Consider the following 11,449-nt stretch of genomic DNA (forward strand, 5'->3'; position numbering starts at 1 on the left):
TCGTTGGCCACATCGAGATGCGGTCAGTAATCCGGATAGCCCCCTGTAGCTCGGACGAGACCCGCCATGAACTCACGCAAAAGTTGAGTATAAATTCCGTTTTAGTTCTACTAACTTGGTCGTAACACGGGGTAGGCAAAATGCTTAAAACGAACTTACGGGGCCAAGTACGTCAAACAGTGTTGCCGAAATGGAGGCCGTTGCTTCCGCTTTTTGAGGCTGTGATGAACGCCCTTCAAGCGGTTCAAGACGCCCCAAAGCGTTTTCATAAGGTGGTCATCGATATCCATCGCGATCCGGAGATTCTGAGTGATGAACTCGCACCTATCAATGGATTTACAGTTTCTGACACAGGAATTGGCTTCGATGACGATAACTTTGACTCCTTCAACACTGCCTTCTCGGAATATAAATCTTCGCGTGGTGGCAAAGGGCTTGGAAGATTCATTTGGTTGAAGGCGTTCGATCGTGTTGAGGTTGATAGTATCTTCGAGGACTCAAACATCTTAGTTCAGCGGAAGTTTGTATTTGACGGGGACTACGATCCTGAAAAGGCACCTTGCCAAGAGATTAGTTCGGGTCGCGTAGGGACTGTGGTCCGCCTCATTAACTTCAAAGAGCCGTATAAGTCAGAGTGCCCGCGAAATTCGGAGCAAATTGCTCAAAGGCTCATAGAACATTTTCTGTTGGTATTCCTTCAAGATGAGTGTCCAGAAGTAGAAATACATGATCTGGGTAAGCGGATAATTCTCAATGACATATTTATAAGAGAATTCAAATCCACGGCGACATCATTTAAATTCAAAATCAAAGGGACAGAGTTTAGCTTACACGGTTTTAAGTTAACCACCCCGCGTGTATCAAAGCACCGGTTGATATATGCTGCGAACCATCGTGGAGTAGTAAGTGAAAAGCTCGAGGATTATATACCGAATCTTACTGGGCGGCTGCCCTTGGAGGATGGAAGCTCTTTTGTTTACCTAGCTGTCGTTCAGAGCGACTATCTCAATCAGCGAGTGAACCATGTCCGAACTGACTTCGAGATGGCGTCTGCAGATGATTCCGAATCCGAGCAGGCCACATTCTTTGACGATGAGATTAATCGCTCCGACATTCGAGAAGAGTGTATTTCGAATATATCGAATGATTTGAGAGATATAATATCAAGCATAAACGATTTGAAAGAAGAAAAGATTTTTAGGTACGTTCAGGAGGATGCTCCACAATACAAAGTTTTGCTGAAGTATCGAAGCGAATTTATAGATAAAATCTCTCCAACGGCTTCAAAGTCAGAACTTGAGGCAGCTCTTCATCGCGAACTCTATCAGCGTGAGGTCAAGCTTAAGCAAGAGGGTTCTCGTATCATCAAAGAAGCAGAGAAAATCGATGATTACGAAGGCTATCAAGAACGTTTGTCTGACTTCATGACTAGATATAACGAGCTTGGCGTTTCAGCCTTGGCGCAACATGTGGCGCATCGAAAGATCATCCTAGAGTTTCTAGATCGAGCCATATCGCGTATGCCGGATAAAGAGCAATATCCACTTGAGAGGGCGGTTCACAACATAATATTCCCAATGCGTACAACATCTGATGACGTGCCGTACGACCGACATAATCTATGGATTATAGATGAGAAGCTTACCTATCATTCGTTCATCTCGTCCGATAAGCCATTAAGTAGCATTGAGCATATAGAAAATGCCTCTTCTAAGAGGCCTGATCTGTTCATATTTGACAGGCGGGTCCTCTTTTCTGAGGGAGGTCAGCCGATAAACTCTATTATCGTTGTGGAGTTTAAGCGTCCAATGCGTGATGACTACAAGAGTGATGATAATCCGCTAACGCAGTCATTTGAAGCGATTGAAGATATTCGTGCAGGAAAATTTAAGAATGAGAAAGGAAGACCGATTTCTGTCGCGACCAGGGAGATTCCAGCTTTCTGCTACGTCATTTGTGACATCACGGATAGCTTGAGGAATGTGATGATGGATATGGAAGGGGCTCAACTTATGCCTGATAATCAAGGCTACTATGGCTACCACTCCCGTCGCCGTATCTACTATGAGATTATGGACTACAATAAGCTGCTCCGAGACGCAGAGAGGCGAAATCGCATCTTCTTCGACAAATTGAATATCCTCGGCGAGCACCGTTAGAAGGTGGTTGTTCATCTTTTGTTCTTGACATTTATCCTAACCTCGGCTATATCATTGCCCTAGATCTGCTCCTATCGAGGGGCGCGCTCGCGAGGCGTCGCAGTGTGGGGGCAGACACGGTCCTGTGGTGCAGCCTCGCAAGCAGCACCGACAGGAGGCCCAGGCTGTGGGCCGGTGGTCGGAATCGGTTCAAGGCCCCCGTCGAGCAGACGGGTAACGCCTGGAACGGTCACCGGGCTGGTCTCGCCTGTCCGCCTAAAGAAGCCGTGCGCGAAGAGGCACTCCGGCTCTTCCATTCACCTTCCATCATCGAGCCGGGCTGCCATTCGCGCCACCCTCGATTGCCTCAAAAGGCTCGGAGCCGAAACGGCTCCTGGGCCCGCAGGGTCATGCCTATGTTCCCGATCTTTTCATTCAGCTCTTTCATGCACGAGGTTTCAGCATGAGCCGTGTTCGCACCATCCTGTCCCAAATGCCCGATGCCGACGATGCCTTAAGGCGCCTTGCCGACGTGATCCGGGTGCCGTCCACCTGCCGCCGGCGCCGGTGCCGCGAGCAGGCCTGCTGCCAGGGCGGCTACGGTCCGCCGTGCTATTTCGAGGATCGCAAGCGCTTCGCCGATGCGGTGCTGGAGGACATGCACCAGCACCGGGAGTTCTGGATCGCCCAGCGCGCCAGCTTCGAGGCCATGCTGCGGCGGCACTAGCAGCGGCTACAACAAAAAAGCCCCTCCGTCGCCGGAGGGGCTTGGTCTGCACAGGCAAAGACGGGCTCAGAAGGCGATCACGAAGTCATCATAAGCGAGAGTGACCTTGTTTGCGATGGTCGCGAACTTGATCTGCGCCGTGCCACCCTTGCCGTCCGCATCGTAATAGAGCGAGCCGGTCTTCTTGTCGTAGATGATGCGGTCGTCCTTATCGTGGGCCTTCGTGCCCGCATAGAAAGCTGCTTCCTTCAGCACAGCCCCGGCCTTGCCGACCTTGCTGAAGGGCGAGCGGGCCAGCTCGATGATGTCTTCGTTCGGCTTGAAGTCCATGATCTTGTCGACATTGGTCTTCGCATTCAGCCTGGTGTCGAAGCGGAAGTGGTCGGAGCCGGAGCCGCCATAGAGCTTGTCGTTGCCTGCGCCGCCCATGATGGCGTCATTGCTGCCATAGCCGTAGATGGTGTCGTTCCCGCCGAAGCCAGGGATACCGTTGACGCCGTTATCGCCCTTCAGCACGTCGTTGCCGGGTGTGCCGAACGGGGGAGGCTTGAGGGCAGCCGCGCCCCACAGGGCATCCTGCTTCTCGCCGACGCCCGGCATGCTCCAACTGCCCTTCGACGTGTTCCTCGTGCTCATGTCATCGCCCTCCAGTTTGGTCTGCCCCGATCTCGAATCGGGTTGAATGAAAACAGACACGGATTAACACAATGCTATTACCTAACGATAGGTATGTGTTCCGGCGCACAGAGCGGGCCATTGACAGACAGGGCCCCAGCTTCGAGCCTCGGGGTTGAGGAAACCCGAGACCGAGAGCCCAAGGCCCATGAACCTGCACCCATTGCTCCGCCGCCGCGTCGAATCCGGCCATCCCGTCCGCGTGGCGCTGATCGGGGCGGGAAAATTCGGCTCCATGTTCCTCGCCCAGGTGCCGACCATTGTCGGGCTGGACGTTGCGGTGATCGCCGATCTCGACCCGGATCGGGCCCGGGAGGCGTGCCGCACTGTCGGCTGGGACGACGTGCGGATCGGCGCAACCCGCTTCGTGGCCGATGGGATTGAGGCCTGCCGGGCGGATGACGTTGAGGTGGTGATCGAGGCGACCGGGCATCCTGAGGCGGGCATCCGCCATGCGCTCACCGCCATCGAGGCGGGCCGGCACATCCTCATGGTCAACGTGGAGGCGGATGTGCTGGCGGGGCCGCTGCTCGCCGACAAGGCGCGGGAGCGCGGCGTGGTTTATTCCATGGCCTACGGCGACCAGCCGGCGCTCGTGTCCGAGATGGTCGACTGGGCCAGGGCTGCGGGCTTCACGGTCGCGGCCGCCGGCAAGGGCACCAAATATCTGCCGCACTTCCATCAGGTCACGCCCGACGACGTCTGGACCCATTACGGCCTCACGCCCGAGCAGGCGAAGGCCGGGGGCATGAACCCGCAGATGTTCAACTCGTTTCTCGACGGCACCAAATCGGCCATCGAGATGGCGGCCATCGCCAATGCGTGCGATCTCGATGTGCCGGAGGAGGGCTTGCGCTTCCCGCCCTGCGGGGTCGATGACCTCGCCCAGGTGCTGCGGCCGAGAAACGTCGGCGGGCAATTGGATCACGACGGCATGGTCGAGGTGGTGTCGTCCCTGGAGCGGGACGGGCGGCCTGTGTTCCGCGACCTGCGCTGGGGCGTCTATGTGGTGCTGAAAGCCCCCAACGATTATGCCGCCGCCTGCTTCAGGCAATACGGTCTGCCGACCGACTCAACGGGCCGCTATGCCGCCATGTACAAGCCCTTCCACCTGATCGGCCTGGAGCTGTCGATCTCCGTGCTGAGTGCGGCCCTGCGCGGCGAGCCGACAGGCTCGACCCGCGGTTGGCGCGGCGACGCGGTGGCGGTCGCCAAGCGGGATCTTAAAGCCGGCGAGATGCTGGACGGAGAGGGCGGCTACACAGTCTACGGCCGCTTGGCGCCGGCCTCCCGCAGCAAGGCCGGGCGCATGCTGCCCATCGGTCTTGCCCACGGCGTACGCCTCACCCGGGATGTCGCCGCGGGGTCGGCCGTGACGGAGGATGACGTGGCGCTCGATGGAGAACGGCTCGCCGTCCGGGTGCGCCGGGAGATGGTTGATCGGTTCGGAGAGGGCTGATCAGAGGACGGCCAGCATACCGCCGTCGACGTAGATGATCTGGCCGTTCACATAGGCCGAGGCGGGCGACGCCAGGAACACGGCAACCCCGATCAGATCATCCGGCATGCCCCAGCGGCCGGACGGCGTGCGGCCCCGCACCCAGGCGTCGAACTTGGCGTCCTCCACGAGGGCCTTGTTCATGTCGGTAACGATGTAGCCGGGGCCGATGGCATTCGCCTGAATGCCGTGCACGGCCCATTCGGCCGCCATGGAGCGGGTCAGCTGCTTGATCCCGCCTTTCGCCGCCGTGTAGGGCGCAACGGTTGCGCGGGCGACCTCGCTCGTCAGCGAGCCGATATTGATGATCTTGCCGCCCTGGCCCCGGGCGATCATGCGTCGGGCGGCCTCCCGGCCGACCATGAAGGCGCTGGTGAGGTTGGTCTCGATCACCCGCCGCCATTCGTCGGCGGCCAGATCCACCATCGGCTTGCGCAGCTGGATGCCGGCATTGTTGACGAGAATGTCGATGTTCGTGCCGGCGCGGTCGAACCCGTCGAACGCAGCCATGATGGCCGCTTCATCGGACACGTCGAAGCTGCTGGTCGTGACTTGGTGACCGGCTGCCGCCAGAGCTTGCGCGGCAGCGGCAAGCTTGGCCTCGTCGCGCCCGTTGAGGATGACGGCCGTGCCCGCCTCGGCGAGGCCGCGCGCCATCGCCAGACCCAGGCCTCCGGAGGAGCCGGTCACAAGCGCCGTCTTCCCGGTCAGATCGAACAAGTCGCGTGCAGACATGCTTCACCTGATGATGAGGCCGGAAGGCGCAAGAGCGCCTCAGGCCGGCGGCTGCGGCTCGATGACTTTGCCGTCCTGCGTGAAGTCGTAGATCTTGCCGGTCTGGCCCCAGGCGGGCAGGGCGAGCTTCACGATGTGAGGCGCGAGGTCTTCCGGCGTCTTGAGGGTCAGCGGATCCTCGCCAGGCATGGCGGCGCGTCGCATGCTTGTGCGCAGCGGACCGGGGTTGAGCAGCATGACCTTCACGGGCGTCGTCACCGTCTCGGCCGCATAGGTGCGCACCAGGGCCTCCAAAGCGGCCTTCGAGACCGCATAGACGCCCCAATAGGCCTTGTGCTTGTGGGCGGCGCCCGACGTGATGAAGATCGCGCGGCCGGCGTCGGAGGCGCGCAGCAGCGGGTCGAGGGAGCGGATCAGGCGGTAATTGGCCGTGACGTTCACCGCCATCACCTCGTCCCAGACTGGCTGGTCGATATGGGCAAGCGGCGCCAATTCGCCGAGCTGGCCGGCATTGCCGAGGAGGATGTCGAGCTTGCCCCAGCGCTGATGGATCGCGGCGCCCAGGCGGTCGAGGGCCTCGAGGTCCTTCAGGTTGACCGGCACCAGGGTGGCGGAGCCGCCCTTGGCGCGGATCTCGTCATCGAGGGATTCGAGCGCGCCCTGGGTGCGGGCCAGCGCGATCACATGCGCGCCGGCTTCGGCCAGAGCAAGGGCGGCGGCGCGTCCGATGCCGCGCGAAGCGCCGGTGACGACCGCGACGCGGTTCTGAAGAGGCTTGTCCATGGTTCCTCAGTCGGCTTCGGCGAGAACCGCGAGACGGCGCGGGGTGGCGACGGTGAGGTCGGTCAGCGGCGTCGGGTAGTCGCCCGTAAAGCAATGGTCGGTGAATTGCGGCTGGGCCGGGTTGCGGCCCGTCTCGCCCATGGCGCGGTAGACGCCCTCGATGGACAGGAAGGCCAGCGAATCCGCCCCGATATACTGGCGCATCTGCTCCAGGTCATGGGTGGCCGCGAGCAGCTTCTCCTTCTCCGGTGTGTCGATGCCGTAGAAGTCCGGGTGCGTGATCGGCGGGCTGGAGATGCGGAAGTGAACCTCCTTGGCGCCGGCCTCGCGCATCATGCGGACGATCTTCACCGAGGTGGTTCCGCGCACGAGGCTGTCGTCCACGAGGACGATGCTCTTGCCGGCGATGGCCGCCCGGTTGGCCGAGTGCTTCATGCGCACCCCGAGCTCACGCACCGACTGGGTCGGCTGGATGAAGGTGCGGCCGACGTAATGGTTGCGGATGATGCCGAGCTCGTAAGGCAGCCCGCAGGTCTGGGCATAGCCGAGCGCCGCCGGCACGCCGGAATCCGGCACCGGGATCACCACGTCCGCATTGGCCGGGGATTCGAGGGCCAATTCACGGCCCATCTTCTTGCGGATCTCATAGACGCTGCGACCGTTCACGACGGAATCCGGTCGGGCGAAGTAGATGTATTCGAAGATGTCCGGGCGGGGCGCCACTGCCGGCGCGTAGCGGAAGGACTCGATGCCCTCATCCGAGATCACCACGCATTCGCCATTCTCGATGTCGCGGACGAAGCGGGCGCCGATGATGTCGAGCGCGCAGGTCTCGGAAGCGAGGATGTAGCGGCCGTCGAGCTCGCCCAGCACCAGCGGGCGAATGCCCAGAGGATCGCGGGCGCCGATCAGCTTCTTGTTCGTGAGCGCCACCAGGGCGAAGGCGCCCTCGATCTTCTGGATCGCCTCGACGAAACGGTCGATGACCCGGTCCTTGCGGCTGCGGGCGACCAGGTGGACGATCACCTCCGTGTCCGTGGTGGACTGGCAGATGGCGCCGTCACGGATCAGGTTCCGGCGAAGGGTCAGGCCGTTGGTCAGGTTGCCGTTATGGGCCACCGCGAAGCCGCCGCCGTCAAGCTCGGCAAAGAGCGGCTGGACGTTGCGCAGCACCGTCTCGCCGGTGGTCGAGTAGCGGGTATGGCCGATGGCCGAGAGGCCCTCCAGGCGCTCGATGGTGGCCCGGTCGGAGAAGTTGTCGCCCACGAGGCCGAGCCTGCGCTCGGAATTGAAGACCGAGCCGTTGAAGGTGACGATGCCGGCCGCCTCCTGGCCCCGGTGCTGCAGGGCGTGGAGGCCAAGCGCCGTGATGGCCGCCGCGTCCGGGTGCCCGTAGATGCCGAAGACGCCGCATTCTTCGCGCAGGGTATCGCCGTCGAGGTCGAGGTTCACCTGTTTCGGGGTGACCTGCCACGTCTCAGACAAAGCAGCCATCGATCATACCTTTGGGATTCGCGCCCGCACCGGCGCCGCCCCTATGTAGTCATCCTCGAGCCAAACGCCAACGTCTATTCTGAGGCTGCCAGACGCTTGGCGCATCGGCTTGGCCCCAAAAGTGCATTCCACTTTTTGGGCCGATGCTTAGCTGCGCCGCTGGGGCGGCTGCGGTGCTGCGGGCGCGGCAGGGGCTGTCGGGCGCTGCGGATCGGGCTCGGCCGGCTCGGCTTCCGGCGCGGCGTCCTTGTTGCGCAGGCGCTGGATCAGGGCCTCGGCATTCTCCGGCAGCATGGCGATGATGTTGTCGCGGGTGTTCTCCATGGCCGGGCGGGTTTTGGAGGCGGTCGCCCATTCGGGCTCCTTGCCCTGCAGCAGCCAGCCCAGGAAGGCCCAGCCGATCACGCAGATCAGGAAGCCGCGGGCCGCGCCGAAGAACAGGCCGAGCGTCCGGTCGAGAGCGCCGATCCGGGAATCGAGGATGAGGTCCGAGATCTGCACTGTGATGATCGACACGATGATCAGGGTGATGACGAAGATCGCCCCGATGGAGGCCACGAGCGCCACCGTGCCGCTGTTGATGTATTGCTGGGCGATCGGCAGGGCGGTCGGGTGTAGGTACCAGGCGGCCGCGGCCGCCACCACCCACGCCACGATGGCGAGCACCTCGCGGGTGAAGCCGCGCACGGCAGCAAGAAGAGCCGAGATCAGGACGATACCGATAACGACGAGGTCCAGAACGGAAAAGGGCATGGGCCGGGCCTACGCAGATGAACAGGAATGGAGCCGCCTTTGCGGGTTCGAAGCCTGGCTCTATAGCGTTAAGAAAGGCTTTCGTCACCCCGGGGAAGTTGAGCCAGCCCGGGAAAGGCGGCGGCTGCCGCCTCCCGCAGGATGTGGGCTCAGGCGACCTCGACGATCAGCTTGCCGAAATTCCGGCCCTCCAGAAGCCCGATGAAGGCTTCCGGCGCGCTCTCAAGGCCCTGGACGATGTCCTCCTTGTGTTTTACGCGGCCATCGGCGATCCACCCGGCCATGTCCTGGTAGAAGGCGGGACGCTGGTCGCTGAACTCGCGCTGGATGAAACCGCGGATCGTCAGGCTCTTGGTGAGAACGTCGCGCATGAGGACCGGCAGGCGGTCCGGCCCTTCGAATGCTCCCGTGGCGTTGTATTGCGCGATGAGGCCGCAGACCGGAATGCGGGCGAAGGTGTTGAGCAGGGGGAAGACCGCGTCCCAGACCTTGCCGCCGACGTTCTCGAAGTAGACGTCGATCCCGTCCGGACAGGCCGCCCGTAGATCCTCCGCGAAAGTGGGCGAGTGGTGGTCCACTGCCGCATCGAAGCCGAACTCATCCCGCACCAGAGCGCATTTTTTAGCACCGCCGGCAATGCCGATGGCCCGGGCGCCCCTGATCTTCGCGATCTGCCCGACGGCCGAGCCGACAGGTCCGCTCGCTGCGGCCACGACCACGGTCTCGCCGGGCTTTGGCTGGCCGAGGGTCAACAGGCCCGCATAGGCGGTGAAGCCCGGCATGCCGAGAACGCCGAGCGCGGTCGTGAGGGGCGCCTGGTCCGGATCGAGCTTGCGCAGGGCGTTGGCATCTGCAACCGCATAGGACTGCCAGCCGGAATAGGACAGGACCATGTCGCCGGGCTCATAATCGGGATGCCGGCTCTCCAGGACCTCACCGACCGTGCCGGCCTCCATCACTTCGCCGATCTCGACCGCAGCCGCATAGGATTTCGCGGCGCTCATCCGACCGCGCATGTAGGGATCGAGCGAGAGATAGCGGATTTTCAGCAGCACCTGGCCTTCGCCGGGAACAGGAATGGGCGTCCGCACAAGTTTGAAATTATCGGGGGTCGGGCGGCCGGTTGGACGCGAGGCGAGGAGGATCTGCAGGTTCTGTTCTGTCACCGATGAGACTCCTAAGGTGGCGCTCGCACGCCACTCTGCCTTGGGCGTGCTCCTATCGTCCCATTAGGTCGATGCGCCATCCTGCTCCGTCAAGTCTCAGCTGTTGTCTTCAATGGGTCGTAAAGAAAAAGAAGGGCTCCGGCGTTGCCGCCGGAGCCTCTCGGGCTTTGCAGTTAGACGAGCTTAGATGAACAGGAAGTCGTCGGCGGTGAGCATGATGCCGGGCTTCACCTTGAGGATCTCGATGCCCTTACCTTTGCCCGACCCGTCTACATCCAGGTAAACGAAACCGTTCTTCTTGTTGTAGAAGATGTAGTCGTTCGATCCGTCCGGAGTGTCGTCGAGCTTGGTGCCGACGTTGAAGAACTTCTTCTGGAGCTTCTGCCCCTTCACGAAGAGCTTGTCGAAGCCGACCGTTTTATTGCTGCCGCCCTTGTCGTCGGGCTTGCCGCCCTTGTCGTCGTCCGCGCTCTTCTTGGACAGCACGTCGCCCTTCTTAGGGCCCTTGACCTTGAACGCCTTCAGGGCTGCCAGGCTGATCTGGATCGTGTCGTCGGACGGCTTGAAGTCCATGATCTGGTCGAAATGGCCCTTCTTTACGGGCGTGTCGAACACGAAGGTGTCCTGGCCGTCGCCGCCGTAGAGCTTATCCTTGCCCGCGCCGCCGTTGATCGTGTCGTTGCCGGCCAGACCAAAGAGCGTGTCGTTACCGCCGAGGCCGCTGAGGATGTCAATGTCGGTGGTGCCGGTGAGACGGTCGTTCTTGCCCGTGCCGATAGCTGTTTCGGCGGAGTTCGTGACGGTGATCGTCACCTCTTCCGTATAGGAGAGGCCGTTGGAATCCGTCACTTTGACGCGCAGCTTGTGCGTGCCGACCTGGTCGTTATCGACACCAGCTTTCAGCTTGATGCTGCTGCCGTCGATCGTGAAGTAGTCGTTGTAAATGTTTGTACCGTTGCCATCGACCAGATTGTAGGTGAATGTCTCGCCAAGATCTTGATCGACCGCTGCCAAGGTCGCAACCGTCGTATTAACCGGCGCGTCTTCAGCGATTGTGCCGCCCGTGACGAGGATGTCCGTGGGGGCCTCGTCGACGTCCGTTATGTTAATTGTAATCTGCGCAGGAGTGATTCCGGTTGCAGTGATCGTCAGATTCAGCGACGAGGCCTGCTCGAAATTCAACAGATTGTCCCCTACCAGGAGAAGCTCCCAATACTCGTACACGTCGTTGTATGCGATTTTAAAGCGCTTATCAGAGACTTCGAACTCGAATTCTTCGCCAACTACGCCACCAGTGACCTCGAAAGCCACGACAGCATCTGCGTCGGCGCCGGCGTCTTCTGAGAGACTGCGAGGTGAGGGTAAGAACTCGATTGTAGCTGGCATTGCTGTCCCCTGGAGACTTATCCGACCTTATATCTCGGTCGAGGTAAATCGATGGTATAACCAAAACTTGCTAGAGCGTTATAGAATTGCATTG

Annotated in this window: 10 protein-coding genes; 3 read left to right on the forward strand and 7 right to left on the reverse strand. The window is 60.7% G+C overall.

Annotation, left to right across the window (positions count from 1 at the left end; translation table 11 throughout):
• Positions 1 to 224 precede the first annotated feature (224 nt).
• Both I2H36_RS03600 and I2H36_RS03605 read left to right on the forward strand, forming a co-directional pair.
• On the forward strand, positions 225 to 2,159 hold the full coding sequence (locus I2H36_RS03600) for an ATP-binding protein (RefSeq protein WP_196262474.1): 1,935 nt from the start codon (positions 225 to 227) through the stop codon (positions 2,157 to 2,159).
• A gap of 442 nt (positions 2,160 to 2,601) precedes the next feature.
• Positions 2,602 to 2,865, forward strand: a complete 264-nt coding sequence (locus I2H36_RS03605; RefSeq protein WP_196262475.1) for a hypothetical protein — start codon at positions 2,602 to 2,604, stop codon at positions 2,863 to 2,865.
• Positions 2,866 to 2,931: 66 nt separating this feature from the next.
• Here the strand turns inward: I2H36_RS03605 and I2H36_RS03610 are convergent, their stop codons facing one another.
• Complete coding sequence (locus I2H36_RS03610) at positions 2,932 to 3,501, reverse strand: calcium-binding protein (protein WP_210330900.1); 570 nt, start codon at positions 3,499 to 3,501, stop codon at positions 2,932 to 2,934.
• A gap of 187 nt (positions 3,502 to 3,688) precedes the next feature.
• Between I2H36_RS03610 and I2H36_RS03615 the strand changes: the two genes are divergently transcribed.
• Positions 3,689 to 4,999, forward strand: a complete 1,311-nt coding sequence (locus tag I2H36_RS03615; RefSeq protein ID WP_196262476.1) for an NAD(P)H-dependent oxidoreductase — start codon at positions 3,689 to 3,691, stop codon at positions 4,997 to 4,999.
• On the opposite strand, the gene I2H36_RS03620 is transcribed toward I2H36_RS03615, so the two are convergent.
• The 6 genes from I2H36_RS03620 to I2H36_RS20280 all read right to left on the reverse strand — a co-directional run bounded on the left by I2H36_RS03620 (position 5,000) and on the right by I2H36_RS20280 (position 11,280).
• Positions 5,000 to 5,773, reverse strand: coding sequence for an SDR family oxidoreductase (locus tag I2H36_RS03620; RefSeq protein ID WP_196262477.1), 774 nt, complete (start codon positions 5,771 to 5,773; stop codon positions 5,000 to 5,002).
• A gap of 39 nt (positions 5,774 to 5,812) precedes the next feature.
• Positions 5,813 to 6,556 carry an SDR family NAD(P)-dependent oxidoreductase gene (locus I2H36_RS03625; RefSeq protein WP_196262478.1) on the reverse strand — a complete coding sequence of 248 codons (744 nt, stop codon included), beginning with the start codon at positions 6,554 to 6,556 and terminating at the stop codon, positions 5,813 to 5,815.
• Between the two features lie 6 nt (positions 6,557 to 6,562).
• Positions 6,563 to 8,050 (reverse strand): amidophosphoribosyltransferase, encoded by a 1,488-nt coding sequence (gene purF / locus I2H36_RS03630; protein ID WP_196262479.1) that lies wholly within the window; start codon positions 8,048 to 8,050, stop codon positions 6,563 to 6,565.
• Positions 8,051 to 8,197: 147 nt separating this feature from the next.
• Positions 8,198 to 8,803 (reverse strand): CvpA family protein, encoded by a 606-nt coding sequence (locus I2H36_RS03635; RefSeq protein WP_196262480.1) that lies wholly within the window; start codon positions 8,801 to 8,803, stop codon positions 8,198 to 8,200.
• A 149-nt stretch (positions 8,804 to 8,952) separates the two neighbouring features.
• A complete protein-coding gene (locus I2H36_RS03640; RefSeq protein ID WP_196262481.1) occupies positions 8,953 to 9,969 on the reverse strand; it encodes a zinc-binding dehydrogenase in 1,017 nt (338 codons plus the stop codon).
• Positions 9,970 to 10,152: 183 nt separating this feature from the next.
• Complete coding sequence (locus tag I2H36_RS20280) at positions 10,153 to 11,280, reverse strand: cadherin domain-containing protein (RefSeq protein ID WP_343234387.1); 1,128 nt, start codon at positions 11,278 to 11,280, stop codon at positions 10,153 to 10,155.
• Between the last annotated feature and the right edge of the window lie 169 nt (positions 11,281 to 11,449).

This window comes from Microvirga terrestris (genome assembly GCF_015694425.1).
Classification (GTDB): Bacteria; Pseudomonadota; Alphaproteobacteria; order Rhizobiales; family Beijerinckiaceae; genus Microvirga; species Microvirga terrestris.

Excerpts from the sequence above, each read along its gene's own strand:
- I2H36_RS03605 (WP_196262475.1), top strand. The coding sequence starts at position 2,602 with ATGAGCCGTGTTCGCACCATCCTGTCCCAAATGCCCGATGCCGACGAT.
- I2H36_RS03620 (WP_196262477.1), bottom strand. The coding sequence starts at position 5,773 with ATGTCTGCACGCGACTTGTTCGATCTGACCGGGAAGACGGCGCTTGTG.
- purF (WP_196262479.1), bottom strand. The coding sequence starts at position 8,050 with ATGGCTGCTTTGTCTGAGACGTGGCAGGTCACCCCGAAACAGGTGAAC.
- I2H36_RS03615 (WP_196262476.1), top strand. The coding sequence starts at position 3,689 with ATGAACCTGCACCCATTGCTCCGCCGCCGCGTCGAATCCGGCCATCCC.
- I2H36_RS03625 (WP_196262478.1), bottom strand. The coding sequence starts at position 6,556 with ATGGACAAGCCTCTTCAGAACCGCGTCGCGGTCGTCACCGGCGCTTCG.
- I2H36_RS03635 (WP_196262480.1), bottom strand. The coding sequence starts at position 8,803 with ATGCCCTTTTCCGTTCTGGACCTCGTCGTTATCGGTATCGTCCTGATC.
- I2H36_RS03610 (WP_210330900.1), bottom strand. The coding sequence starts at position 3,501 with ATGAGCACGAGGAACACGTCGAAGGGCAGTTGGAGCATGCCGGGCGTC.
- I2H36_RS03600 (WP_196262474.1), top strand. The coding sequence starts at position 225 with ATGAACGCCCTTCAAGCGGTTCAAGACGCCCCAAAGCGTTTTCATAAG.